18 protein-coding genes and 1 tRNA gene are annotated in these 26,568 nt (G+C 69.5%); 7 read left to right on the top strand and 12 right to left on the bottom strand.

The window, feature by feature from the left end; all coding sequences use genetic code 11:
* Positions 1–138: 138 nt before the first annotated feature.
* Together DCI01S_RS09425 and DCI01S_RS09420 are read right to left on the bottom strand one after the other, a co-directional pair.
* Entirely contained in the window at positions 139–1,779 is a 1,641-nt protein-coding gene (locus DCI01S_RS09425; RefSeq protein ID WP_061228981.1) for a catalase, read from the bottom strand.
* A gap of 212 nt (positions 1,780–1,991) precedes the next feature.
* Positions 1,992–3,830: an acyl-CoA dehydrogenase gene (locus DCI01S_RS09420; RefSeq protein ID WP_061228980.1), complete on the bottom strand. Its 1,839-nt coding sequence runs from the start codon at positions 3,828–3,830 to the stop codon at positions 1,992–1,994.
* 241 nt (positions 3,831–4,071) lie between these two features.
* Here DCI01S_RS09420 and DCI01S_RS09415 point away from each other — a divergent pair, with 241 nt between their 5' ends.
* Positions 4,072–5,133 (top strand): septation ring formation regulator EzrA, encoded by a 1,062-nt coding sequence (locus DCI01S_RS09415; protein WP_061228979.1) that lies wholly within the window; start codon positions 4,072–4,074, stop codon positions 5,131–5,133.
* A gap of 53 nt (positions 5,134–5,186) precedes the next feature.
* Here DCI01S_RS09415 and DCI01S_RS09410 read toward each other — a convergent pair whose 3' ends face one another.
* The 6 genes from DCI01S_RS09410 to DCI01S_RS09385 all read right to left on the bottom strand — a co-directional run bounded on the left by DCI01S_RS09410 (position 5,187) and on the right by DCI01S_RS09385 (position 12,050).
* Positions 5,187–6,473 (bottom strand): RsbRD N-terminal domain-containing protein, encoded by a 1,287-nt coding sequence (locus DCI01S_RS09410; protein WP_061228978.1) that lies wholly within the window; start codon positions 6,471–6,473, stop codon positions 5,187–5,189.
* Between the two features lie 62 nt (positions 6,474–6,535).
* On the bottom strand, positions 6,536–7,954 hold the full coding sequence (locus DCI01S_RS09405) for a phytoene desaturase family protein (protein WP_061228977.1): 1,419 nt from the start codon (positions 7,952–7,954) through the stop codon (positions 6,536–6,538).
* A 4-nt stretch (positions 7,955–7,958) separates the two neighbouring features.
* The gene (locus tag DCI01S_RS09400) at positions 7,959–9,839 is read right to left on the bottom strand and encodes a DUF3556 domain-containing protein (RefSeq protein ID WP_156482569.1); all 1,881 of its coding nucleotides are present in this window, start codon (positions 9,837–9,839) and stop codon (positions 7,959–7,961) included.
* A 109-nt stretch (positions 9,840–9,948) separates the two neighbouring features.
* Positions 9,949–11,406 carry a class I adenylate-forming enzyme family protein gene (locus DCI01S_RS09395; RefSeq protein ID WP_061228976.1) on the bottom strand — a complete coding sequence of 486 codons (1,458 nt, stop codon included), beginning with the start codon at positions 11,404–11,406 and terminating at the stop codon, positions 9,949–9,951.
* Positions 11,407–11,659: 253 nt separating this feature from the next.
* Positions 11,660–11,730 (bottom strand) — tRNA-Gly (locus tag DCI01S_RS09390).
* A 62-nt stretch (positions 11,731–11,792) separates the two neighbouring features.
* Positions 11,793–12,050 (bottom strand): hypothetical protein, encoded by a 258-nt coding sequence (locus tag DCI01S_RS09385; protein ID WP_007633735.1) that lies wholly within the window; start codon positions 12,048–12,050, stop codon positions 11,793–11,795.
* A gap of 255 nt (positions 12,051–12,305) precedes the next feature.
* Between DCI01S_RS09385 and DCI01S_RS09380 the strand changes: the two genes are divergently transcribed.
* From DCI01S_RS09380 to DCI01S_RS09365, 4 genes are all read left to right on the top strand, one after another.
* Positions 12,306–12,743 carry a hypothetical protein gene (locus DCI01S_RS09380; RefSeq protein ID WP_244881694.1) on the top strand — a complete coding sequence of 146 codons (438 nt, stop codon included), beginning with the start codon at positions 12,306–12,308 and terminating at the stop codon, positions 12,741–12,743.
* Between the two features lie 162 nt (positions 12,744–12,905).
* On the top strand, positions 12,906–13,670 hold the full coding sequence (locus DCI01S_RS09375; protein ID WP_061228975.1) for a hypothetical protein: 765 nt from the start codon (positions 12,906–12,908) through the stop codon (positions 13,668–13,670).
* A complete protein-coding gene (gene dcd / locus DCI01S_RS09370) occupies positions 13,651–14,214 on the top strand; it encodes a dCTP deaminase (protein WP_061228974.1) in 564 nt (187 codons plus the stop codon). The genes DCI01S_RS09375 and dcd overlap by 20 nt, the downstream gene beginning before the upstream one ends.
* Before the next feature lie 110 nt (positions 14,215–14,324).
* Positions 14,325–15,722: a UDP-glucose dehydrogenase family protein gene (locus tag DCI01S_RS09365; RefSeq protein WP_061228973.1), complete on the top strand. Its 1,398-nt coding sequence runs from the start codon at positions 14,325–14,327 to the stop codon at positions 15,720–15,722.
* On the opposite strand, the gene DCI01S_RS09360 is transcribed toward DCI01S_RS09365, so the two are convergent.
* Together DCI01S_RS09360 and DCI01S_RS09355 are read right to left on the bottom strand one after the other, a co-directional pair.
* Positions 15,710–16,963: a pyridoxal phosphate-dependent aminotransferase gene (locus DCI01S_RS09360; RefSeq protein ID WP_061228972.1), complete on the bottom strand. Its 1,254-nt coding sequence runs from the start codon at positions 16,961–16,963 to the stop codon at positions 15,710–15,712. The genes DCI01S_RS09365 and DCI01S_RS09360 overlap by 13 nt on opposite strands.
* 89 nt (positions 16,964–17,052) lie before the next feature.
* Complete coding sequence (locus tag DCI01S_RS09355; RefSeq protein WP_061228971.1) at positions 17,053–18,144, bottom strand: helix-turn-helix domain-containing protein; 1,092 nt, start codon at positions 18,142–18,144, stop codon at positions 17,053–17,055.
* Between the two features lie 68 nt (positions 18,145–18,212).
* Between DCI01S_RS09355 and DCI01S_RS09350 the strand changes: the two genes are divergently transcribed.
* The gene (locus tag DCI01S_RS09350) at positions 18,213–20,030 is read left to right on the top strand and encodes a flavin-containing monooxygenase (RefSeq protein WP_061228970.1); all 1,818 of its coding nucleotides are present in this window, start codon (positions 18,213–18,215) and stop codon (positions 20,028–20,030) included.
* A 91-nt stretch (positions 20,031–20,121) separates the two neighbouring features.
* Here the strand turns inward: DCI01S_RS09350 and DCI01S_RS09345 are convergent, their stop codons facing one another.
* Complete coding sequence (locus DCI01S_RS09345) at positions 20,122–23,115, bottom strand: (Fe-S)-binding protein (protein WP_061228969.1); 2,994 nt, start codon at positions 23,113–23,115, stop codon at positions 20,122–20,124.
* Between the two features lie 197 nt (positions 23,116–23,312).
* Positions 23,313–24,953, bottom strand: coding sequence for a S1 family peptidase (locus DCI01S_RS18040; protein WP_061228968.1), 1,641 nt, complete (start codon positions 24,951–24,953; stop codon positions 23,313–23,315).
* 240 nt (positions 24,954–25,193) lie between these two features.
* On the opposite strand from DCI01S_RS18040, the gene gdhA reads away from it, so the two are divergent.
* Positions 25,194–26,540, top strand: a complete 1,347-nt coding sequence (gene gdhA, locus DCI01S_RS09335) for an NADP-specific glutamate dehydrogenase (protein WP_061228967.1) — start codon at positions 25,194–25,196, stop codon at positions 26,538–26,540.
* Positions 26,541–26,568 lie beyond the last annotated feature (28 nt).

The raw sequence follows: 26,568 nt of genomic DNA, 5'->3' as shown, positions 1-26,568 counted from the left end.
CGCCGCCCGCACGAACAAAATCCGCTACCCTCCGCCCGGATCCGCTACTCCTGTCGGGGTAGCGGATCCGGATTCCGGGTAGCGGATTTCGGTGGGGTGGCCCGGCCGGTGGGGGCCGGCCGGGCCGGTGCGCGGCTGTCAGCGCTCGACGACGACCCGCTCGTTGGGCACGCAGTGCGTCATCGTCAGGCCCTCCACGTTGCGGGGGCCGTTCTTGCCGAGATTGGCCATGCGCTCGCGCTCCTCGTCGGTCAGCTGCTGCTTGGGCAGCGGCTCGAGGTGACGGACGTCGTCGGCCGAGATGCCCAGACCGTCGCCGACGCGCTGGCCGAGCTCGTCCTCGCACATGAACAGGTGCCAGACCATACGCTCCTGCACCTCGCGGGTGGCCTGCCCGATGTTGTCGATGAAGTTCTTCACGAGGTCGTCGCGCTCCCAGTCCTCCATGAGGCGGAAGCGCTGGCCCGCCTGCACGTAGTCGTTGGTGCGGGGGTACTCGCTGCGCGTGAGGCGACCCCGCAGCTCGGGACCCACCTCCTCCTCGCCTGTCGGCTCGGACTCGTGCAGGCCGTTCATCGTGGACGGCTCGTAGTTGACGTGGGGGTTCTGCCCCTGCAGATCCACTCCGTACGACATCGAGCCGCCGCGCTGGTTCGTGGCGACCGTGGCGTTCTTGGCGCTGTTGACGGGCAGCTGCAGGTAGTTGGCGCCGACGCGGTAGCGCTGGGTGTCGCTGTAGGAGAACGTGCGGCCGACCAGCATCTTGTCGTCGGAGAACTCCAGGCCGTCGACCAGGACGCCGGTACCGAACGCGATCTGCTCGTTCTCGTTGTGGTGGTCGGTGACGTTGCGGTTGAGCGTCAGGGTGCCGACCAGCTTCGGCTCGAAGTCGTTCTCCGGCCACGTCTTGGTGTCGTCCAGCGGGTCGAAGTCCAGCTCGGGATGGTCGTCATCCGACATCATCTGCACGACCAGATCCCACTTGGGGTAGTCGCCGTTCTCGATGGCCTCGTACAGATCCTTTGAGGCGTGACCGGTGTCGTTCGCCTGGATGTTCGCCGCGTCCTCCTCGGTGAGGCTCTTGACGCCCTGGTGGGGCAGCCAGTGGTACTTCACCAGGTGGCTCTCGCCCTCGGCGTTGACCCAGCGGTAGGTGTTCACGCCGAAGCCCTGCATGTGCCGGTAGTCGGCCGGGATGCCGCGGGGGCTGAAGAGGTTGACCAGCATGTGCATCGACTCCGGCGACTGCGACATGAAGTCGTAGATCCGGGCGGGGTCCTGGCGGAACGTGATGGGGTCGGGCTTGAGGGAGTGGATGACGTCCGGGAACTTGATGGCGTCGCGGATGAAGAAGACGCCGAGGTTGTTGCCGACGAGGTCCCAGTTGCCGTCCTCCGTGTAGAACTTCACCGCGAAGCCGCGGGGGTCCCGCGCCACCTCGGAGGAGTCCCGGCCGCCGATCACGGTGGAGAAGCGGATGGCGACGTCGGTCTTCTTGCCCGCCTCCTGGAACAGCTTCGCCCGGGTGTACTTCGAGATGGGCTCGTCGCCCCACTTCCCGGTCGCCTCGAACTCGCCGTACGCGACGAAACCGCGCGCGTGCACGACCCGCTCCGGGATCCGCTCGCGGTCGAAGTGGCTGATCTTCTCCAGGAACTGGTAGTTCTCCAGCGTCGCCGGCCCGCGGGCCCCGACGGTGCGGGTGTTCTGGTTGTCGTGGACCGGGTGTCCCTGGCGGGTGGTCAGAATGGGGTCGTCGTGCCTGCGCTTTTCGGACAGCGATTCTCCTCGGGTAGAAGGCTTCGCCCGTCCGGTGGGGGCTGGTCGTGGCGCCGACCCTAGGACTCGGGCCTTCCCGATACCACCGTTCGCGCAAATACGAAATCCGCTACCCGGCCTCCGGATCCGCTACCCGTGGAGGGGGAGCGGATCCGGAGCCGGAGTAGCGGATTCGTCTAGCGGTCGGGGTGGGCCCGCCCGTCAGAGGTGCGTCAGAAGGCGGCCTCGTCCAGCTCCATGAGCTCGTTGCCGAGCCCCGAGACGATTCCCCGGGTGGCGGTGAGGAGGGGCAGTTCGTTCTTCGCGAACCACCGGGCGGCGGCGATCTTGCCGTTGTAGAAGGCCTTGTCGTCGTCAGACGCGCCGTCCACCTTGCCCAGGGCGACCTCGGCGCCGACGAGCAGACGCCAACCCATCATGAGGTCACCGAACGCCATGAGCACGCGCACCGATGCGAGCCCGATCGTGTACAGGCGCTTCGGCTCGTCCTGGGAGCCCATGAGGTGCTCGAAGCACGTGCCGATCATGGCCTCGACGTCGGCCAGCGCGGTGGCCAGCAGCTCACGCTCGGCGGCCAGCTTCCCGCCGCACGCGTCGTTCTCGAGGAAGTGCTTGATCTGCGCGGAGATGTGACCGACCGCGGTCCCACGGTCCCGGGCGATCTTGCGGAAGAAGAAGTCCTGCGCCTGGATGGCCGTCGTGCCCTCGTAGAGGGAGTCGATCTTGGCGTCGCGAATGTACTGCTCGATGGGGTAGTCCTGCAGGAAGCCCGACCCACCGAAGGTCTGCAGCGACTCGGTCAGCAGCTCGTAGGCGCGCTCGGAACCGACGCCCTTGACGATCGGCAGGAGCAGGTCGTTGACACGGTGGGCCAGAGCAGCGTCCGCGCCCGACGCGCGCACGGCCGTCTCGGGGTCCTGGTGGGCGGCGGTGTACATGTACACCGCGCGCAGGCCCTCGGCGAACGCCTTCTGGCGGATGAGCGCCCGACGCACGTCCGGGTGATGGGTGATCGTCACGCGGGGCGCGGTCTTGTCGGCCATCTCGGTCATGTCGCCGCCCTGGACGCGCTCCTTGGCGAACTCCAGAGCGTTGAGGTACCCGGTCGACAGGGTCGAGATGGCCTTGGTGCCGACCATCATGCGAGCGTGCTCGATGACGTCGAACATCTGACGGATGCCCTGGTTCAGCTCGTCGCCGCCGACCATCCAGCCCTTGGCGGGCACACCGTGGCCACCGAAGGTGAGCTCACAGGTGGTCGAGGCCTTGATGCCCATCTTGTGCTCGACGCCCGTGACGAACACGCCGTTGCGCTCACCCAGCTCGCCGGACTCGAAGTCGAAGTGGAACTTCGGCACGAAGAACAGGGACAGGCCCTTGGTGCCCGGCCCGGCGCCCTCGGGGCGCGCCAGAACCAGGTGGAAGATGTTCTCGAACATATCGTCCGAGTCGGCCGAGGTGATGAACCGCTTGACGCCCTCGATGTGCCAGGAGCCGTCGTCCTGCTTAACGGCCTTGGTCCGGCCGGCGCCGACGTCCGAACCGGCGTCGGGCTCGGTGAGCACCATGGTGGCACCCCAGCCGCGCTCGGCGCAGGTGGCGGCCCACTTCTTCTGTTCCTCGGTACCGTTCTCGTAGAGGACGGCGGCGAAGGCCGGGCCGGCCGAGTACATGAACGCGGGGGCGTTGGCACCGAGCATCATCTCGCCGACGGCCCACACCATCGCGCGGGGAGCCGGCATGCCGCCGATCTCGTCGGGCAGACCCATCGACCAGTAGCCGGCGTCGAACCACGCCTTGAACGACTTCTTGAAGTCCTCGGGGATGGAGACCGAGTGGGTCTCCGGGTCGAACACCGGCGGGTTGCGGTCGGCGGAGGCGAAAGACTCGGCAACCGGGCCCTCGGCCAGGGCGGAGACCTCGTCGAGGATGCCCTTGGCGGTCTCGGTGTCCATGTCGCCGAACTCGCCGGCGTCGAGTGCCTCGTTCATGCCAAGGACCTCGAACATGTTGAACTCGAGATCCCGGACGTTGCTCTTGTAGTGACCCATTACGGTCTTCTCCGATCGGAGTGCGTGTCATGGAATTGGTCGCGCCCGAAGAGTCGGTGCTGCTCGCCCACGGGGCCACTGGAACCTACTCGTCGGTAACAACGCCGATGCTAATGCGTTGTCCGCGAACAGTCCAAGGTGAGGGAAGGCTCTGATTCCGCAGGCCGCGTCCCTCCGCGGGTTCCCGGGCGGGCTCTTCGGGGCGCCCACGGTGAGGGAGACGGTGGGGCAGAATCACCTCATGGCAGAGATCCAGCGGCGGGCGCCCTCCGCCGTCTCCGTGGTGGGGGCGGCGTTCCGTGTGGTCGAGTGGCAACTCGGGCTGGCCAGGGAGCTGATCCTCCTGCCCGCTCGGGTACTCGCGCTGCTCGACGACGTCGAGGTGGTGGTCGAGCGGATCCAGGACCTGCTCGACGAGGTGAACCGGACCGTGCGGGCGATCGACGGGATAGTCGCCTCCGCGACCAGCACTGTCGACGACGTCCGCACCACCGTCGCCAGGGCCGATCAGATGATCGACCAGGTGGCCGGCACGGTGGCCGACGCGGAGGGGATAGTCCGTCGGGTGGATGCCACGATCGATTCGGCGGAGGGTGTGGTGCGTCGGGTGGACGCCACCATCGATTCGGCGGAGGGTGTGGTGCGTCGGGTGGACGCCACGATCGACTCCGCGGAGGGCGTGGTGCGTCGGGTGGACGCCACGATCGACTCCGCGGAGGGCGTGGTGCGTCGCGTGGACGCCACCATCGATTCGGCCGAGGGCGTGGTGCGTCGGGTCGATGCCACGATCGACTCCGCGGAGGGCGTGGTCGCGCGGGTCGGCGCGACCGTGGACACCGCGGACGAGTTGGTCCTCGACGCGGGCACGCTCATCGAGCGCGTCGTGCCGCTCATCGACTTCGCGGACTCCGCGCTGGCCCCCGTCAAACCTGTCGTCGAGGCGCTGCTCGTCGACGCCGAGCTCGATCCCGAGGTTGCGCGCCGCGTCGCGACGCGCCTCACCGAGGTGCTCGTGTGGGCGGACAAGACCGTCTCGCTGCTGGAGCCGATCGCCGACGAGGTCCTCGAGTCGGTCGACCCGGAGGAGATCAAGGCGGTCGTGAAGTTCATCGACCACCTGCCCGCGCTGGGCGAGAGCCTGGAGACCGACATCATGCCGGTGCTCGCCTCGATGGACACGGTCGCGCCGGAGGTCCACCAGATCCTCGAGGTCGCCCAGCAGTGCCTCGAGGCCGTGGCCGGCATCCCCGGTTTCCAACTCCTGCGCCGCCGCGGGGGCGAGAACGGCAGGGCCGCGACATGACGCCGTGCCCGGGCTCCCGCGGCACGAGGCCGTGAAGGGAAGGGGCTCATCGGCTAACGCGCGCCGTCCGGTGGCGTCAGGACCACACTGCCCAGCACGTCGCAGCTGGCCAGGGCCAGCTGAGTGTCCAGTCGCCGGTCTCCCGGGCGGCGCCCCAACGCGATCTCGGCCTTGGTGAGCCTGTACTTGACCGTGTTCCGGTGCAGGAGCAACCGGGTCGCGGTCTCCGAGTAGTTCTCCGCCGAATCGAGAAACACCCGGACGGTCTCGCGCTGGCGGGCCGCGTCCTCGGTGTCTACGGCGAGACTGCCGAGCACCTCGCCGACCCACCGCCGGGTGGTGCTGAGGTCTCCGGCCAGTCGCGCGATCACTGGGATCCCGTCGTCAGCGTAGGAGACCACGGTCGCATGGCCGGTCGTGGACGCCTGCGCCACCGTGGCGGCCTGCGCAGCCTGCGTCCGGGTCGTCCGAAAGCCCTCGACACCGGCCCCGGCCGCACCGAACGCGACCCGGGCACCCCGCGTCGCCGCCGCCACCGGAACCACCGCCCGGGTGTCGACGGGGTCGCGCCGGCCCTCCATGCCGAACCACGCCTCGGCGGTGGCGCGCCCGGTGGTGATCATCAGTGGGCCCCGGCTCACGCTGAGAGCGCGGGCGAGCTGCCCCACCACGGTCGCCAGCAGCCGGGCCTGATCGGCGACGGTGCCGAAGTCGTCGATCCACACACGGCAACCGACGTGAACCTGGTCAAGTCGGTAACCAGTGACCCTCGCGAACTCGGCGGGGTCCACGTCGTCCCCGTCGACGACGCGGTTGACGAGGGAGTTGATGGACCGCTCCGCCTGATTGTGCGAGTACCGCACCTCCTCCTCGTGGGCGGCGATGACGGTCCGAGTGATCTCGTCGACGTACTGGTAGAGCCACCCCGCCAAATGGTGGTACAGCGGGAGCTTCTCGTGGTCGGCGCACTCGATCTCCTGCACTTGGTCGAACACGTAGGCAAGGAGCCGGTCGGACCCGACGTGGTAGGCGCGGCGGAGCGCGGCGCCTGACACGTTCCGCCGGGCGAGCAGCACGGCGTAGCTCATCGCATCCGGGAGCGGAGGCAGGTGGTGGGCCTCCTTGGTGTGGGACAACAGGTCGATGATCACCTGCACGTTGTTCACGACGCTGGCGTGCAGCGAGGCCCGCATCTCCTCCTCGGTGAGCTCGCCGATGGCCTCCTTGATGGCGGCGGTCATGCTCTCGGCGATGGCATCGGTCTCCGAGCTGAGCCGCAGCCCGATCTGTCGGGTCAGCTCGCGGAGACGTTCGGGATTCTGGGGCGTGGTGCTGAGCATGCTCTCCGGCGGGGCCGCACCCGTGTCCCGGGGCGGGGTCCTGCCTTGTCCTTCCTGCGAGATCACCGCCGGGACAGGTATGTCAGAGCGGAGCGGGCCGCGTTCCACCCGGCCATCCCGTGTGCGCCCGCACCGGGGGGAGTGGCCGCCGAGCAGAGGTAGACGCCCGGCACTGCGGTCGAATACGGATCGATGGCGACCCTCGGACGGAAGACCAGCTGCCGGGGGTCGTTGGCACCCGTGACGATATCGCCGTCCACGTAGTTCGGGTTGTGATCTGCGATCTCGCGGGGCGAGCGCGTGTGAACGTAGTGGACGCGGTCCCGGAAGCCGGGGGCGAACCGCTCGATCTGGTCGATGATCGTCTGCGTGGCGTCCCCCGTCCAGCCCGCGGGGACGTGGGCGTACGCGTCGACGGGGTGCACCCCGTCCCGGGCCCTGCCGGGGTCTGCGACCGACTGCTGGCCGACCAGGACGAACGGTCGGTCGGGCATCTCCCCGCGAACGACCTGGCGCTCTGCGGCGGCGATCTCCGCGAACGTGCCGCCGACATGGACGGTGCCCGCGCGCCGCGACGGCTCGTGCGACCACGGGATGCCTCCCTCGACCGCGAACGCGACCTGGAACGCGGCCGGGCCATGGCGGAAGCGGCGGTAGGCCCTGTCGACCCGCCGGGGCAGCACGCCGGCGAGTATCCGGGCGGCCGCCCCGGGGGAGGTGTCGAGCATGACGATGTCCGGCCCGCCGAGTTCCCTCAGGTCGCGGACGGTGGTGCCCGTCTCGATCCGCCCTCCTCGCGCGGTCAGCATCGCCGCCATCGTCGCGGAGATCGTCGAGGAGCCACCGACGGCCACCGGCCAGCCGAAGCGGTGGGCGGCGGTGCCCAGTGCGATGCCGATCGCCGACGACATGAACGAGCCCAGGGGCCGGAAGGCGTGCGCGGCGACGCCCGCGAACAGTGACTGTGCCTCGTCGGTGTGCCACCGGCGGGCCAGCAGCCCGGCCGGCATCGCCGCGTACGCGCCGAACCGGGCCAGCGCGACCGGATGGTCCGGGACGTGTAACAGCGGTCGGAGGAAGTCCTCGGTGATCCGGGGGAATCGCTCGGTGAGGGGACCGAAGACGCGCTGGTAGGAGGGGCCGTCGGAACCGAGCCCGGCGGCCGTCCGGCCGACCGACTGCCAGACGGCAGCACCTCTGCCGCCGTCGAGGGGGTGCGAGTACTGGACCTCCGGCAGCGCCCATTCCAGTCCGTGCGCCACGAGGTCGAACTGTCGGCTGAACCCGGTGTCGAGGGCGAGCGGGTGGAACCCCGAACAGTGGTCGTGCAACAGGCCCGGCGTGGTCATCTCTCCGGACCGCGTACCGCCGCCGACGGAGTCGGATGCTTCCAGGACGGTCACATCGACTCCGTCGGCGGCGAGTGTCAACGCGGCTGCCAGACCGTTGGGTCCGCTACCCACGATGATCGCTGTGGGCATGGAGTCAGCTCATCTCCACCGTGGACTCGTCGTGTCCGGTCACGGGGCTGGGGGCCGAGAGGTCGCCCTCGGCACCAGGGGAGGACGGGACCGCAGTGGAGGCCCGCTTGTCGGCCGGCAGGTACTCGGGATGACGCCAGGTCACCGTGTACGGGATGGGACCGTCGGGCAGCCAGGGCTGCTGCTTGACCACATCACGGACGTCGTAGTGCCCCCGCTCCACGACGCCGAGGGCGGCGTCGATGACCCGGTATTCGATCGTCTTCTTGTGCAGCGGCTGGGACTCCGTCCACACGCTGATGAACTCGCCCGGGGCGAAGTTGCAGCGCTTCTGCACGGCAGCGATGGTCCGCTCGTCGAACAGGTGGCCGTCGCCGAACTGCCATCCCGAGAAGAAGGTGCACATGACCTCGCCCTCGCGGAAGCGGTAGTTCTCCATGCTGTCCACGTGATCCGGGAAGATCGACATGTGGCCGCGACCCTGGGTGTTCATCATCCGGAACGCGGTCGTCTTCTGCAGAAACATCTCCGCCCCCGCCTCCCCGAACAGGCTCGAGAGCTGGTGCTTCGGCGAGGGCATCGAGGTGACGAACTCCGGGTTGTCGAGCTTGGCCTCGCAGCCGTTGTTGCGGAACGCCATGGTGGAGTTCGCCCAGTTCCCGGCGTACTGACGCATCGAGATGAGGAACGAGATCTTGTCCGGCCGGAAGTTGCCCACGAGCGGCCCCGTGAGGGTGAGCACCGCGGCGGCGACCACGACCCAGACGCTGCTGGCGTCCCAGAGCGCGTAGCCGTCACCGTTGAAGAAGCCCAGGAACACGACCGGGGTGGCGAAGACGTAGAAGAGGTTCCACTCCTGCGGCATGGCCAGCGCGAACATCGAGTAGATGAAGACGTGGAAGCACATCATGAACGCCGCCGCCAGGACCGCGACGGTCCAGTTGGTGGTGAACAGGAGGATGAGCGGGACCACGAACTCGACGATCGTCCCCATCACGTGCGCGGCGAACCACGCGAGCCTGGTGGGCATGAGGTCGTTGGGCGCGTCGCGGTACAGCGAGCGGCGGAGCGCCTTGGACTTCACCAACGGCCCGTTGGTGAGCATCGTCTGCACGGTGGGCGTGAAGTGCACGCCGATCTTCGACAGGAACGCCCCCCACCAGACGGCGAACATGGCGATCTTGGCGACGATGATCATGTCCACGCTGCCGCCGCCGTACAGGGTGAGCAGGCCGAAGCCGAGCAGGATGACCGAGTACTGCTCGGGACGTGAGGCCAGGAAGGTCACCCGGTCACGCAGGCCCAGGATCAACTGCAGCGCCACATAGGTGATGAACGGCCAGGCGGGGACGAGGCCCGCCTCGCTGTAGGCGGCCGCCGTCTGCTGCCCCGGCAGCACCAGGCCGAGCGCGAGGCTGGCCAGCATGCTGAAGTACAGCGCGACGTCGACGGCCCTGCGCTCGTCACCCCTGGTGAAGGGCACCTTGTCCGGCCAGGGCGGGAGCCGTAGGGTGCCGGTCCGCATCCAGTAGCGGTAGCCGGCGGTGTTGGGCTTGAACTTGAAGGCGAGCGGCCCCCACGACTCGTTGAAGCCGGTGGCGGACCACAGGACAACCCACAGCATCGCCTTCTGGTAGACGATGAGCTCGCCCCACCAGGCGCCCAGGTCGGTCAGTGGCAGACCGGGCGTCGACAGACCGATGATGAGCCAGCCCCCGATGAAGAAGAACAGGCCCTTGACGAGGTAGAGGGAGTGCATGATCTTCGGGGCGCCGAAGCCGTAGTCCACCCAGTGGTGGGCGAGCAGCTTCATCCGCTCCATGACGGGGATCGACTCGAACTTCTCCGGGTCGATGTCGGGTACGTCGGCTTGTAGGAATGCCACTGGTACTCCTTTGGCGGTGGTGAGGGTGGCGGTGAGGGATCGGATGGGGAGGGGGCTGGGGAAGGGGGGCTAGAGAGGGAGCCGGAACACAGGGACGCGGGAGGGGCCGTCAGGCCGGGAGCGACGCCCGGAGGCCGGGTTTGTCGATCTTTCCGACGGGGTTTTTGGGCAGTGTCGGTGTGATCTCCACGTGCACGGGCACTTTGACCCGTGTGAGGTGCTGGCGGCAGTGGGCGACCACCGCCTCGGCGGTGAGGTCGGCGTCGGGGTAGGGCACCACGAACGCCACTGGGACCTCTCCCATCACGTCGTCGGGCCGACCGACCACGGCGACCTCGAGTACGCCCGGCAGGCTGCCGATAGCGTTCTCGATCTCCTTGGGATAGAGATTCTCGCCGCCGCGGATGATCATGTCCTTGAGGCGGTCGACGATGGTCAGGTAGCCGTCCTCGTCGAGCCTGCCCACGTCGCCCGTTCGCACCCAGCCGTCGACGATGGTCTCGGCGGTGACCTCCGGACGGTTGAGGTAGCCGGCCATCACGGTGGGTCCGGTGATGAGGACCTCGCCGGGTTGCCCGGTGGGGACGTCCTGCAGGTTGTCGTCGACGATCCGGATGCGTTGCCCGGGGAGGGCCGGTCCGACGGTGCCGGGTTTGCGTGGGCCGTCGATGGGGTTGACCGCGGAGGCGCAGGTGGCCTCGGTCAGGCCGTATCCCTCGAGGATGGGGGCGTCGAGGAACTCCTCGGCCGCAGCGAGGAGCTCACGGGTGGCCGGGGCGGCGCCGCAGACGGCGAACCGGAGGGATGACATGTCCGGCTGCCGCCCCTCGGTCTTGCTGAGGAGAAGGGCGTAGATGGTGGGCACGGCGGAGAAGTAGGTGGGGCGCAGCCGTTCGACGGTGTCGATGAACCTGGTCGCGTCGAACCCACCGAGGATCGTGAGCTGCGCCCCGACCTGCAGGGGCGTCAGCAGGCTGACTATCAGCGCGTTGACGTGGAACAACGGCAACACGAGCAGGCAGTGATCGTCCGCCGTGATCCTCATGGACTCGACCATCATCGCGGACATCGCCGTGGCGTTGTCGTGCGTCAGCATCACGCCCTTGGGGCGTCCGGTGGAGCCGCTGGTGTAGATGACCAGCGCGAGATCGTCGCCCGAGAGGTCGACCGGTTCGAGCGGCACGTCGTCGGTCGAGGTCTTTAGGTCATCAACGCTAATTGTCGGTCGGCCGCCTGAGGGGGCCCCGTGACCGGCGTTCACCACGAGCACGGCGCGGGCGTCCTCGATCTGGTGACCGGCCTCGTCGTGGGTGAAGTTCGGGTTGATCGGCGTGGCCGCCGCGCCGAGATGCCAGGCGGCGAAGATCGAGATCACCAGTTCGCTCCGGTTGGGCAGCATCACGCCTACCACGTCGCCCCTGTTCACGCCGTGTTCGCGGAACTGGGCGGCAACGGCGGTCACCCTTTCGTCGAGCTCGCGGAACGACATCTCCGTGGCGTCGTCGCGTACGGCGGGGGCGTCTCCGAACCGATCCGCCAACCCTCTCGGGAGGTATCCGGGCTTCACATCGACTCCTCATCACGGCTGGTGTGATCTCGGACACTACACAGCCGGGCAGGGGTCGATCATCGGTTGATGTCACGAAGTTCACGACACCGTTTGTGCAGCGTGCACTATGCGGGCCGGTGTGCTGCCGGGTTCGGCGGTGTGCCCGGCGAGGGCGCGCGGAGACGACGACACCGCCGGATGGCGCCGCAATGACGAGCGGGGCACCTCTGGTGAGGAGGTGCCCCGCGAACGATGCCCTTTCGGGCGGTTGAGCCGATGACGGGAATCGAACCCGCGCTGTCTGCTTGGGAAGCAGAAGTTCTACCATTGAACTACATCGGCGATGCCTGCTCGAGGCGGTGTTCAGACTAGCACGAGCCCTGCGTGGCGCAGGGCGCCCGGGGTCACTTCTTCCGGGCGGCCTTCCGCTTCGCGCCGGGCGTCATCGGCCGCTTGGGCTGGGCGAGGGAGGCGCGGGGGACGAACCCGAACGCCACGCCGCCGATCACGGCCACCGCGATCGCGCCGATGATCCACGGGGTGACGGAGCCGCCGCTGGTGATTCCCATCAGCACGATGAGCACGCCCACGCCGACGCACACCCACGACCACTGGGTCCAGCGCCAGATGTATTTCGAGGGCTCTTCCCTGAACTCGTCCATGGGCCCATTTCACCACGTCAGCGGTGGTCGGCGCATATCGGCGGCAGCTCGAAGGGGGTCGCCGCGGTCGCGGCGGCCGCGCGTTGTGGTGGGTCTAACGCCGATTTCGAGCAGATCCGGGAAGGAGGCGGCCCCGACTCCGCGCCGCGTCCCTCGTTCTCCGTCGACGGTCGTCCCGCACCGTGCGGGGGACGTGGGCGGGGTTACGACGACGAGTGCGCGGTCGCCCGCGGCATCGTCACGCTCTCGGGAATCGTGACGGCCTCGTCGGCGGCACGACGGCGCAGGTTGGTCGCGGCGGACGGCGGCGGACCGGACGGGAACGGCGACGTCGGATCGCTCCGGTTGAGCGAGTTGCAGCCGCTGGAGATCAGCTACGTCACGGCGGACGGGGTGCACCTGGTGCCGCGGTCGGACCTCGCCGCGGCGAGCGTCGACCCGATCGCGGTCGACGAGCAGGCGTGGCTGCGCCGGTTGGCCGACGATACGGGTCTGGCCGCGCGCCTCGCGCTGCGCGCCGACCGGCAGATCGCCGGCACGCGACCGTGTCTCGCGGGCATCGACAGCTACGGGATCGACGTGAACATCGGGTCGGTGCACTCCGGCTTCCGCGAGTTCCTGCGGGTGCCGTTCCCGCAGGTCTGTGCCGATACGGACGACGTCCACCGGGCGCTCGCCGAGCTGGCACGGTGACCTGTCACACAAAAGTTTCCTGAAAACCCTTGCCTTTGAGGTAAGCCTTGCCTAAGTTCATCGCTGCGGGTAGTCACGTCCCCGCACCCGCTTCCCGTTCCGGCGTCATTCCCTGAGGCGCCGGAACGGGAAACGGGAACCGCGACGACGAGAGGCGAGGGCATGCGATCACTGGTGGGACCCGTACCGGAGCCGGCCGAGCGGGCGAGTTCGGCGCTACGCCGGTGCCCGCGCGCCACCCTCACGTTCGGCTCCGCCACCCCGGCGGTCGCCCTCGTGCACCAGAGCCCCGGGACCGCCGACCTCAGCCTGGTGATCCCGATCGCCGACGCCGCGTCCATCGGGTTCGGTGGGGTCACCGCCCGACTCGAGGTACTCGACGAAATCATCGGGGGAGTGGCCCAGGGCCGCTGCCGCCGCATCGTCGTCGTCGAGGGACGCGTCGAACAGACGGGGACGCGCGCCCAACGGATCACCGCCGCCGACATCGCGCGCGACCTCCCCGACTCAGCCCTCCTGGGCGTCGGATCCGACTCCGCCCTCGTCCGGCTCCGTGCCGACAAGATCGTCCTCACCGACGACGAGGGCGTCACCGACATCGCGCCCGACGACCTCGCCACCTCCGGCCCCGACCCGTTCACGGACCTCGAGGGCCACTGGCTCGATCACCTCAACGACCCCCGCTGCCAGGTCGTCCCGCGCATCGCGCTGCGAGTCTGCCGGTGTCTGCCCGCCGTGCGGCCCCTGCTCATCGGGATCGATCGCGCCGGCGTGGACATCGAGCTCGTCGACCGCGATGGTCGGATCCGCCGCGAGCGACTGCCGTTCGCGGAGGCGTGCACGGGCGTCGCCGAGCTCGGCACCCAGCTCCGTCTGCTCGCGGGGGGCGCCCGGTACCCTCAGGATCGTGCTGCTCTCCGACCGTGACCTCCGCGCCGAGCTCGCCGACGGGCGACTGGGCATCGACCCCCTCGACCCCGCGCTGATCCAGCCGTCGAGCATCGATGTCCGTCTCGACCGGCTGTTCCGTGTCTTCAACAACTCGCGCTACACCCACATCGACCCGGCGCTGCAGCAGGACGAGCTGACCGAACTGGTCGAGGTCGCCGACGGCGATCCCTTCGTCCTGCACCCCGGCGAGTTCGTCCTCGGCGCGACCCTCGAACGGCTCGCCCTGCCCGACGACCTCGCCGGCCGGCTCGAGGGCAAATCCTCCCTCGGCCGCCTCGGTCTGCTCACCCATTCCACCGCCGGGTTCATCGACCCCGGCTTCGACGGACACATCACCCTCGAGCTGTCCAACGTCGCGAACCTGCCCATCACCCTGTGGCCGGGGATGAAGATCGGCCAGCTGTGCCTGTTCCGGCTCTCCAGCCCCGCCGAGACCCCCTACGGCAGCGCGAGCGTCGGTTCCAAATACCAGGGCCAGCGCGGACCGACGGCGTCGAAGGCGTACCTCAACTTCCAGTGAGCCGGCATGGCCGCGGCCATCCCACCGCCCGGGGCGTGCGACGCGCAGTGCACCGGCGTCGTTCACCAGCGCGTTCCCACCGCGACGCCTTCACGGGGTAGAACGGCGCCATGCGTATGACCGTGTTCGGGACCGGGTACCTCGGCGCCACCCATGCCGCCTGTATGGCCGAGCTGGGCCATGAGGTGTTGGGAGTGGACGTCGACGAGGCGAAGATCGAGCGGCTGCGCCGGGGCGAGGTGCCGTTCTACGAGCCGGGTCTGCCGGAGATCCTGCTGCGGCATGTCGAGTCGGGTCGGTTGCGGTTCACCACCGACTACGCCGAGGCCGCCGAGTTCGCGGACCTGCACTTCATCGGGGTGGGCACGCCCCAGCGCAAGGGCGAGTTCGCCGCGGACACCACGTATGTCGAGGACGTGGTGACGCGGTTGGTGCCGCTGCTCACCTCGGATGCGGTGTTGGTGGGCAAGTCGACGGTGCCGGTGGGGACGGCGGCGCGGCTGCAGGGGGTCGCGGACTGGCACGTGGCCGACGGTGTGCAGGCGCGGGTGGTGTGGAACCCGGAGTTCCTGCGTGAGGGTTTCGCGGTGGCCGACACTCTGACGCCGGACCGGATCGTGATCGGGCTGCCCGGCGGGCCGGACGAGCAGGGGTTCGCCCGTGAACTGGTCGAGCGGGCTTACGCGCCGATCCTCGAGTTGGATCCGTGTCCGGTGATCGTGACGGATCTGGCGACCTCGGAGCTGGTCAAGGTGAGTGCGAACGCGTTCCTGGCGACCAAGATCAGCTTCATCAACGCGGTGTCGGAGGTGTGCGAGGCCGCCGGCGCGGACGTGACGGTGCTGGCGGATGCGATCGGTATGGATCCGCGGATCGGTCGGCGGTTCCTCAACGCCGGGCTCGGGTTCGGCGGGGGCTGCCTGCCCAAGGACATCCGCGCGTTCATGGCGCGTGCCGGGGAGCTGGGTGCGGACGAGGCGATGACGTTCCTGCGGGAGGTCGATTCGATCAACATGCGGCGCCGGGAGCGGATGGTCGACCTGGCCGTCGAGGCGTGCGGCGGGACGGTCATCGGCAAGACCGTCGCGGTGCTGGGGGCGGCGTTCAAGCCGAACTCCGACGACGTGCGTGACTCGCCGGCGCTGAACGTGGCGGGGATGCTCTCGCTCAAGGGCGCCAGCGCGGTGGTGTACGACCCGCAGGCGCTGGACAACGCCCGGGCCCTGTTCCCGACCCTGACCTACGCCGGGTCGGCGTTGGCGGCGTGCGAGGGCGCGGACGTGGTGCTGGTGGCCACCGAGTGGGCCGAGTTCGTCGAGCTCGACCCGGTCGCGGTCGCCGGGGTGGCGCGGGGCCGGATCCTGCTGGACGGGCGCAACTGCATGCCCGCTGACCGCTGGCGTGAGGCCGGCTGGACCTACCGCGCCCTCGGCCGCGGCGTCCCCTCGGTCGCCGACGCTCTGCCGCCCGTCGGGCTCGCGGTCGCCCCTGCGGGTTACTGGCGGTAGGACGCCAGGAAGTTGCCGATCCGCTCGATGGCCACGCCCAGGTCCCGCGCCGCGGGCAGGGTGACCACCCGGAAGTGGTCCGGTTTCGGCCAGTTGAAGCCGGTGCCCTGCGTGACGAGAATCCGCTCCCGCTCGAGCAGGTCGAGGGCGAAGAGCCGGTCGTCGTGGATCTCGTGCACGTCGGGATCCAACCTGGGGAAGGCGTAGAGCGCGCCCATCGGCCGGACGCAGCTCACGCCGGGGATCGAGTTCAGCTTCTCCCACGCGATGCCGCGCTGCTCGTGCAGCCGCCCGCCGGGCTCGATCAGCTCGTTGATCGACTGGTAGCCGCCGAGCGCCACCTGGATGGCGTGCTGGGCGGGCACGTTCGGGCACAGTCGCGTCGAGGCCAGGAGTTCGAGCCCCTCGAGGAACCCCGCGGCGTGCGCCTTCGGCCCGGTGATGGCGACCCAGCCCGCCCGGTATCCCGCCACGCGGTACGTCTTGGACAGCCCGTTGAACGTCAGCACGAGCAGGTCGTGGGCCAGCGTCGCGATGGACGTGTGCTCGGCCTCGTCGTAGACGATCCGGTCGTAGATCTCGTCGGCCAGGATGAGCAGGCTGTGCTCCCGCGCGAGGTCGACGATCCCCTGCAGGACCTCCCGCGAGTAGACCGCGCCGGTCGGGTTGTTGGGGTTGATCACCACGATGGCCTTGGTGCGCGGGGTGATCTTGGAGGCGATGTCCTCCAGCGACGGGTTCCAGTCGTCGTCCTCGTCCGCGAGGTAGTGGACCGGTTTGCCGCCCGCGAGCGAGGTCATCGCGGTCCACAGTGGGTAGTCCGGCGCCGGGATGAGGACCTCGTCGCCGTCGTCGAGGAGTGCCTGCATCGTCATCGTGATGAGCTCGGAGACCCCGTTGCCGAGGTAGATGTCCTCGACGTCCAGGTGGGGGAAGTCAGGGACCAGCTCGTAGCGCGTGAAGATCGCACGGCGGGCCGAGAGGATTCCCTTGGACTCCGAGTAACCCTGCGCGTGGGGGAGCGCGGCGATCATGTCCCGCATGATCACGTCCGGCGCCTCGAACCCGAACGGCGCAGGGTTGCCGATGTTGAGTTTGAGGATGCGGTGCCCCTCCGCCTCGAGCTGGTTGGCCCGGGCGAGTACCGGCCCGCGGATCTCGTAGAGGACGTCCTTGAGCTTGGAGGACTGGTCGAGCGTGCGCGGCTGGCGGAGCGTGCGTCCCGTGGTCTCAGGAGTCATACCTGCTGATTGTGCCACTCGCCTCCCCCGCCCCGGCATCGCGTGCCCGGGCGGAGGAGGAGTCGGCGATCGCAGGCGGATCGCTGCGGTCAGATCCCGTATCGGAGGTCGACGATCGCCGGGATCTCCGAGTCCGGGAGGAGCTCGTCGGGATGCTCGACGCGCAGAAAGTCCACACACTCGCGCTCGAGCGGACACAGCGAGTACGGCTGGGACTCGATCGACAGCCCGGTGGCCCGGCGGAGACGACGCACCTCACCGCGCACCGTCGTGGTGGCCGACGGATCCTCGTAGAGAGCCTCCGACAGCGCCCGCGCCGACCACGCCTCACGGGAGGCCAGCAGCGCCACGAGTTCGGCCCGCCGGGGTGTGAGCGGGATCGAGGTCCCGTCCGCCCGGATCACGGCCGGTTTCCACCCGAGCAGTCGGATCGCGGTGACAGGGTTGGGATGGTCGGCCGGGACGTGGCCGGGTGCGTGGGCGACGGCGTTGTCGTCGTCGTGCCCGGGGCCGGCGGCCGCGCCGGGGGATGACGGGAGCGCGGCGAGCAGGGACTCGGCGAGCCGGGCGCCGCAGCGCACCAGCGCGGCGGTCTCCACCGACGAGAACCGCAGCGGGTGGGACACGTCGAGGACCCCGATGACCAGCCCCCGCGGATCCCTGATCGGGCTCGCGGTGCACGTCCAGCCGTGGTGGGCGCGGACGAAATGCTCGCCCGCGGTGGCGTGGGTGAGGGCCCCGGTTTCGAGTGCCAGCGAGATGCCGTTGGCGCCGATGCCCTTCTCGGACCAGTCCGCGCCCTCCGCGAACGCGATCGAGTCCGCGCGGCGCAACGCCTGCGCGCTGCCCGCGCGCCACAACACGCGCCCCCGGGTGTCGGAGACGACGACGAGGTGGCGCCCGGCGGCCGAGGTGTCCGCCACCGATGCCACGACCTCCGCCGCGACCCGGTGCAGCGGCGTCATCTCGCGTGCGGTCGCGAGCTCGTCCCGCGACAGGACGCTGCGCGGGACCTGCTGGTCAGGGGAGATTCCCGCGTCCCCACTGCGTTGCCAGGCGCGCAACACCCGCGAGTCCAGATCGGGCGTCTGACCGCCGGCCAGCGCTATCTCGTGGGCCTCGATCGTGCGGGCCGCGAAGGCGCCGGGGTCGGAGAACCGCAGCGCCGATTGCAACGACATTGCCACCCCCTGGGGAAGACAGTGTGATCTACGTCATGAAAACGCTACAGCAGGGCGAAGGAGTGGGTATGACCCAGACGACGGAAGCGCCGGCGCAGCCCGACAACGCCGACCGCGCCGTGGAGACGTGGCTGGCGGAGTTCGGCGAGGCGTTGAGCGAGGCTGACACGGGCCGCGCGGCCGGGATGTTCGAGACCGAGGGGTGCTGGCGCGACTTCGTGTCCTTCACCTGGAACCTCCGGACCCTCGAGGGGCGTGAGGAGATCGGGGAGATGCTCGACTGCCAGCTCGCCGCGATCGCCCCCACCGGCTGGGAGCTCGCGGAGCCGGCCACCGAGTCGGGCGGCGTGATCGAGGCGTGGATCACTTTCGAGACCGCGGCGGGTCGCGGCTGGGGCCACCTGCGACTGCGCGACGGACGGGCCTGGACCCTGCTCACCACGCTGCAGGAGCTCACGGGGCACGAGGAGAAGAAGGGTCGCGATCGCGACAAGGGCGTCGAGCACGTCATCCGACGCGGACGCCGGACCTGGCTCGAGCAGCAGACCGAGCGGAAGGAATCGCTCGGCTACACCGAGCAGCCCTACGCGGTGATCATCGGCGGCGGTCAGGGCGGGATCGGCCTCGCCGCCCGGCTCAAGCGGCTCGGCGTGCCCACGATCGTGATCGAGAAGAACGAGCGCGCCGGCGATTCATGGCGCAAGCGCTACAAGTCCCTGCACCTGCACGACCCGGTCTGGTACGACCACCTGCCCTACATCCCGTTCCCGGACGACTGGCCCGTGTTCCCCGCCAAGGACAAGGTGGGGGACTGGCTCGAGCACTACACCGCGATCATGGACCTCGACTACTGGTCCGGCACGCAGTGCCTGGGCGCCGAGTTCGACGAGACGACGGCGACGTGGCGCGTCCGCGTCGACCGCAGGGGCGAGAAGATCGAGCTCAGGCCGACCCAGCTGATCTTCGCGCTCGGGGTGTCCGGCTACCCCAACATCCCGCACTTCGACGGCGCCGAGGACTTCACCGGCGACCAGTGGCACTCGTCCGAGTTCACCGGCGAGGGCGACGTCGAGGGCAAGCGCGCCATCGTGATCGGCTCGAACAACTCGGCCCATGACATCTGCGCCGCCCTCTGGGATCACGGTGCGGACGTGACGATGATCCAGCGTTCGTCCACTCACATCTCCCGGAGCGAATCGCTGATGTCGCTCGCGCTCGGTCCCCTCTACTCGGAGGAGGCGCTCGAGGCCGGTGTGACCACCGAGAAGGCGGACTTGCTGTTCGCCTCCTGGCCCTACCGGCTGCTGCCGGACGCGCAGATCCCCGTCTACGACCAGATGGCGGAGAAGGACGCGGAGTTCTACGACAAGCTCCGGGACGTCGGGTTCGATCTGGACTTCGGCGAGGACGGGTCGGGCCTGTTCCTGAAGTATCTCCGACGTGGCTCGGGGTACTACATCGACGTCGGTGCCAGTCAGCTCCTGATCGACGGCGAGGTGGCCCTCGAGCGCGGGCAGGTGACGCGGATCCTGCCGGACGGCGTCGAGCTCGACGGCGAGCGGGTGCTGCCCGCCGACCTGATCGTCTACGCCACCGGGTACGGCTCGATGAACCAGTGGCTCGTGGACCTGGTGTCCCAGGAGGTCGCGGATCAGGTCGGGAAGGTGTGGGGCTACGGCTCCGACACCACGCGCGATCCGGGCCCGTGGGAGGGCGAGCTGCGCAACATGTGGAAGCCGACCAACGTGGAGCAGCTGTGGATCCACGGCGGGAACCTGCACCAGTCGCGCCACTACTCCAAGTACCTCGCGCTACAGCTCAAGGCGCGGATGGAGGGCATCCCGACGCCGGTGTACCGGGTGCAGGAAGTGCATCACACCTGCTGACCGGCAGCTGGCCTCTTCCGCGCGAACCGAAATAGACCGCGGCCCGTGATCAGCTCTGTGATCACGGGCCGCGATGGCTTTCCGGTGGGAATCAGCCCAGGGACAGGCCGTAGCCGCCGGACTTCTTCGCCTTGGGGATGGCACCGCCCTTGGCGGGCGCAGACGCCTCGGTCGCCTCGGCAGGGGCGGCCTGCGCCGCCGCCGACTCGCCGGCGGATGGCTCAGCGGCCGCGGCCTTGGCGCCGCCGGGCGCCGTGGCCCCGCCCGGAGCCATCGCCTTGCCGCCGCCGGGCGCCTTCGCCTTGCCTCCGCCGAGCGTGAGCCCGCCCGACCTGGGAGCGCCGGCGCTGGCCTTGGGCGCGCCCGAGGTGGCCGGAGCCGAACCCTGGGCGGCCTCGCGCGTCTCCTCGGTGCGCTCGGCGTCCTTCACCGCGGACTGCTCCTCGACCGCGGCGGCGTCGGCCGTCGCGGTACCGGGTGCCTTGGCTCCGCCCGGCGCCTTCGCCCCACCGGGGGCCTTCGCGCCGCCCGGGGCCTTGCCGCCGCCGAGCTTGAGGCCGCCCGACTTGGGCGCGCCCTTCGAGTCGGCGGCCGACGGCCCGGCCTCCGCGGCGCTGACCGTGCCCCCGGAACCGGCGGCCGCGACCTCCGCGCCCTCGCCCGCGTCGATGACGGCGTTGTCGGGGGCGGCCTCGGCGGTCTTCGCCTCGGCGGGAGCGGCAGCCGACGCCCGCTCGGCCTCCGCGGCGTCGCGCTCGGCCTGCTCGGCCTCCTTCTCCGCGGTCGTCTTCTCCCGCTTGGGCTGCTCGAGCCACTGGGGCTCGCGGGGATCGGGCAGGCCGCCGTCACGGGAGATGGACTCCAGCAGCAGCTGGGAGACGTCCACGACCTCGACCTCACCCTCGAGCTCGGTGCCGTCGGTCTGGGCGGTGGCACCGTCGGAGAGCATCACGCGGCAGAACGGGCAGCCGGTGGCGATCTTGGAGGGCGAGGTCGACAGCGCCTCGTCGACACGGTCGATGTTGATGCGCTTGCCGACCGTCTCCTCCATCCACATGCGGGCGCCACCGGCGCCACAGCACATGGACCGCTGACCGTGCCGCGGCATCTCCTTGAGGGTCACGCCCGAGCCGTCCATGAGCTCACGCGGGGCCTCGTACACCTGGTTGTGGCGGCCGAGGTAGCACGGGTCGTGGTAGGTCACGTTGCCGTCGATCGGCGCGACCGGGATGAGACGCTTCTCCCGCACGAGGCGGTTGAGCAGCTGGGTGTGGTGGACCACCTGGTACTCGCCGCCGAGCGGTCCGTACTCGTTCTTCAGCGTGTTGAGGCAGTGCGCACAGGTCACGACGACCTTGCGGTGCGACGTGGGCACGCCGTCGAACGCGTTGTTCAGCGTCTCGATGTTCTGCTCGGCGAGCATCTGGAACAGGAACTCGTTGCCCGCGCGGCGGGCCGAGTCACCGTTACAGGTCTCGCCCTGACCGAGCACCGCGAACTTCACGCCGGCGGTGTGCAGCAGGGTGGCGACGGCCTGGGTGGTCTTCTTGGCGCGGTCCTCGAAGGCGCCGGCGCAGCCGACCCAGAACAGGTACTCGGTGTCGCCGAAGTCCTCGACGTCCTTGCCGATCACCGGGATGTCGAAGTCGAGGGCGTTCATCCACTCGTCACGACCCGAGTTGTTCTGGCCCCAGGGGTTGCCCTTGTTCTCGAGGTTCTTGAACAGGCCGGCGAGCTCGGTCGGGAACTCCGACTCGATGAGCACCTGGTAGCGGCGCATGTCGATGAAGTGGTCGACGTGCTCGATGTCGACCGGGCACTGCTCGACGCAGGCGCCACAGGTGGTGCAGGACCACAGGGCCTCGGGGTCGATGATGCCCGCGGCCGTCGGGTCCTCGGAGACGTCGGCGGTGGTATGGCCGACCAGGGGACGCTGCGCCTCGAGGCGGGCGGCCTCGGGGATCTTGGCCAGCTTGGCCTCGTCCGGGTTGCCGTCGGCGTCGACCAGGCCGGTCTCCTCGCCCATGGTGGTCTGACCACCGGCGAGCAGGTAGGGGGCCTTCGCCGTCGCGTGGTCACGAAGCGACATGATCATGAGCTTCGGGCTCAGGGGCTTGCCGGTGTTCCAGGCGGGGCACTGCTCCTGGCAGCGGCCGCACTCGGTGCAGGTGGTGAAGTCCAGCCAGCCCTTCCACGAGAAGTCCTCGATCGCGCCGGCGCCCAGCTTGGGCTCGAAGTCCTCGTCTTCCTCGGTGAGCTCCTCGACCTTCTCCATGGTCAGCGGGACGCCGTCCATGGTCATGGGCTTGAGGGCGCCCAGTGCGGTGCGGCCGTCGGCCTCGCGCTTGAAGTAGATGTTGAAGAAGGCGGAGAAGCGGTGCCAGGCGACGCCCCACGTGATGTTGCGGCCCACGACGTACAGCCAGATCATGCCGGTGAGCAGCTTGATCAGCGCGAAGATCGAGACCATGAGCTCGTTGGCGGGCAGGATCGTCGAGATCGGACCGGAGACCCAGTCGGTGGCCCAGTGGAAGTCCTGGCCGTCGGCGCGGTAGAGGGCGAGCTTGCCGGCCTTGACGAAGATCATGCCGAGGCCCTCGAGGAGCACGACGGTCTCGACGAAGTAGGCGGCCTTGCGGTCGGAACCGACGAAGCGGTTGAGACCACGGCGCTGGTTGACCTGGCGGATGATGATGAGTGCGGTGATGCCGATGACGGTGCCCAGTCCCAGGATCTCGTCGATGACGTGATACCAGGACTGCTCGGACAGCCAGGGCCAGCCACCGCGGGGGTTGAACGTCTGGATGTAGGCCTCGAACCAGACGATCGCGCCCAGCAGGAAGCCGACCATGACGAACCAGTGGAAGAAGCCCACCGAGCGCTTGCGCGCCATCCGGGTGTGGGCGCCCACCTCGACGATGACGTTCTTGAGCCGGGGCAGGATCGGCCGGAAGCGGTCGAATCCGTCCTTCTGTCCCAGGAAGAGGCCGCGCACCATGCGGGTGACGCCGCCGATGAACGAGGCCCAGCAGAACAGACTGAGCAGGACGCCGATCGTCCCGAGTGTGATGGTCACGCCTGACATGGTTCGCGGCCTTTCGTCGCACTTCTCGACGCACGAGCACTCATAGACCCTGTGGGCGCCCGTCGACTGTGTCGAGGTCAAAGGTAAGCCACACGGGCCCCGTTCGCCGAGTTGAGGCTGCCCTAACCGGAGCAGGCTCCACTCGCAGGCGGGGCCCGCGTGGTTCGTATAGATGGTCAGCTGGTGCACACAGGTGGTCAGCGGGTGCGCAGCGTCAACCCGGGGTGTGCGGCCAGGACGTCGTCGATCGGGACCGCCGACAGCCGCGGGGTGACCCCGGCGGCGCGGGCGACGGTGTCCGCGTTGGCGCACGTGCCGGTGTCGGCGACGTTGGACGCGCTCGAGATGCCCAGGGCGCGGTCGCCGGAGAAGACGACTCCGCCGCTGTCCCCGGGGAGGGCACACAGGTCGACGGTGAAGGCGCCGGAGATCGTGCGGGTGCCGGCGACGTCGATCTGGGCCCCGACCTGGGAGATGGTGCCGCAGGAGAAGCCGGTGCGGAACCCGGTCTTGCAGGCCTTCTGGCCCACGACCGGCGCCGCTGTGCCGACGATCGCCTGGGTGCTGCCGTCCCCGGTGCCGACGAGGTTGGTGCGGAACCGGTCCGCGGCGTCCTCGTCGACCGCGATCAGCGCGGTGTCGACGCCCTCGCGCTGCGTACCGGTCATCGTGCCGAACTCCTCGCCGTCGGCCAGGGCCGCGCGGGTGCCGTCGGCGCCGGCGCAGTGGGCGGCGGTGACGACGACGGGCTTGCCGTCGAGCTCCCCGTTGAAACCGGTGGAGCACTCGAGGACGCCGTCCGGGACGCGCACCTGGTACGCGGTACCGCCCACGACCGGACCGGCGGGGGCGGGCACGGACTGGATGGCGCGGCGTCGGTCCTCCGGCACCGGGGTGGCCTGCGCGGGCACGGTCTCGTTCATGCCGTCGATGATCGAGCCGGTTCCGGGGGTCAGTCCGGCGAGCAGGTCGACGACCGTGCGGAGCGGACCCTCGGGGATGAGGCCGGCCTCGTTGAGGAGGCCGAGGCTGCCGAGCGATCCCGATCCGCCGGCCCCGCTGCCCGGCGCCGGCTGGGCGTCGAGCCGCTCGCCGGTGGCGGCGCCCGTGCGGGTGGTGGCCGGCTCGAGTCCGTCGACGGTGGGCGTCCCCTCGGACTGCCCGCCGCCCTCGCTGCCGAACGGCGCGGTGTCCCAGCGGGGGTCGGGCGCCTCGATCATGTCGATCTCGGCGAGATCGCGGAGCCGGGCGTCGAGGTTGCCCAGCTCGGCCGCCTCGCCGCCACGAGTGGTGACGACGACGGCGTTGCGGGCGGGGTCGACGCGTATGGCGGTGACGAGCTCCTGCAGGTTCTCGGGCATGCCCTCGACGACCTTGCGCACCTGTCGTTCGCGCGCATCGAGCTCTGCTGTGGTGAGCGCCACGTCCTGCACGGTGAACCCGGCCTCTGTGGCCTCGGACCGGAGACGGTCACCTGCCGGACCGGCGACGACGCCGACCAGGCCGGTGCCCTCGTCGTCCAGCCACACGCCGCCGAACGCGTCGCGGAACTGCTGCTCCCAGTGGGGCCGGGCCTCGGCGAGGCGCTCGCCGATGCCGGCCTGGGCCAGGAACTGCTCAGGGGTGAGACCCAGGTCGCGCCGCAGCGCCTCGACGAGCGAGGTCAGCTGCGGTGCGAGGGCGTCGGCCAGGACGGGGAGCGCCTGTGCCGCGGTTGGCTGTGCGGCAGCGGGAGCGGGTGCGGGGGGCGTGGCGGAGGGTTCCGCGCCGGCGGGCGACGCGGTGACCACCAGCGCCGCGGCTGCGGCGACGGCGGCGAGTGTCGAGGTGATGCGCATGATGGCCTTCCGTGATGCACAGATGGACGACCGCTGGTCGACCGATCGCTGCTCGGGATGATGCCGGTGAGATTACGGACCTGTGATTAGTGAGTCCAGTGTGACACGTGTGATTAGTGAGAATCGCCTGGCGGTTTTCGGAAGGGGAGGGGAGTCGGAGGATCGCGGACCCTGCCGCTAGGCTGCCTCTTCGGCAACGACGCATGCGTCATCACCAAAGACTTATCGACCGGAGGTTCCATGTCCGACGCTGACGCCGCACTACATGACGCGCTGGAGACCGTGGTGCGACGCAATCCCGGACAGCACCTCTTCCGGCAGGCTGTCCACGAGGTGCTGGAGTCGCTCGCGCCCGTGGTCAAGCAGCACCCCGAGTACGTAGAGGGCGGGATCCTCAAGCGGATCATCGAGCCGGAGCGCGTGATCGCCTTCCGCGTCCCGTGGGTCGACGACAACGGGGTCGTCCAGGTCAACCGCGGCTTCCGCGTGCAGTTCAGCTCCGACCTCGGCCCGTACAAGGGCGGCCTGCGCTTCCACAGGTCCGTGGACGAGGACACCCTGAAGTTCCTCGGCTTCGAGCAGGTCTTCAAGAACGCCCTCACCGGCCTCGGCCTGGGCGGCGGCAAGGGCGGCTCCGACTTCGACCCGCACGACAAGAGCGACGCGGAGGTCATGCGCTTCTGTCAGTCGTTCATGGCCGAGCTCGCGCATCACATCGGCGCGGACCTCGACGTGCCCGCGGGCGACATCGGCGTCGGCGGCCGCGAGATCGGTTACATGTACGGGCAGTACCGCAGGATCACCGGCCGCAACGAGGCGGGCGTTCTCACCGGCAAGGGTGTCGGGTACGGCGGGTCGTGGGCCCGCACCGAGGCGACCGGCTACGGGCTCGTCTACTTCGTGCGCGAGATGCTCCGCGACACCGAGTACAGCCTCGAGGGCTCGCGCGTGGTGGTCTCCGGTTCCGGCAACGTCGCGATCTATGCCGCCAAGAAGGCCGCCCAGCTCGGCGCGACCGTCGTGGCCTGCTCGGACAGCCAGGGCTACATCCTCGACGAGGACGGGCTGGACCTGGACCTGCTCTCCGACATCAAGGACGTGCGTCGCGCACGCCTCACGGCGTACGCCGAGGAGCGCGGCAACTGCACGTACGTCGAGGGGCGGTCGGTGTGGGAGGTCGAATGCGACATCGCGCTGCCCTGTGCCACCCAGAACGAGCTCGACGGCGACGCGGCCCGACTGCTGGCCGACAACGGGTGCCGGGTGATCGCGGAGGGTGCCAACATGCCGTGTACCGAGGAGGCGGTGGAGGTCATCCACGAGCGGGGCATCCTGTTCGGGCCCGCCAAGGCCGCCAACGCGGGCGGTGTGGCCACCAGCGGTCTCGAGATGCGGCAGAACGCCGGGCGTCTGCAGTGGGACTTCGAGCGCGTGGACTCCGAGCTCGACCGGATCATGACCACCATCCACGCCACCGCGGCCGCGACCGCCGAGGAGTACGGCGCCCCGGGTGACCTCGTCGCCGGCGCCAACATCGCCGCGTTCCGCAAGGTCGCCGACGCCATGCTCGCCCAGGGCGTGATCTAGACCGGGGAGTGCGCCGGCGCAGGGGGCG

The sequence above is a fragment of the Dietzia cinnamea NBRC 102147 genome (genome assembly GCF_001571065.1).
GTDB lineage: Bacteria > Actinomycetota > Actinomycetes > Mycobacteriales > Mycobacteriaceae > Dietzia > Dietzia cinnamea.
The sequence above is the reverse complement of the archived record's forward strand: the minus strand, read 5'-3'. Positions and strand labels throughout refer to the sequence as shown.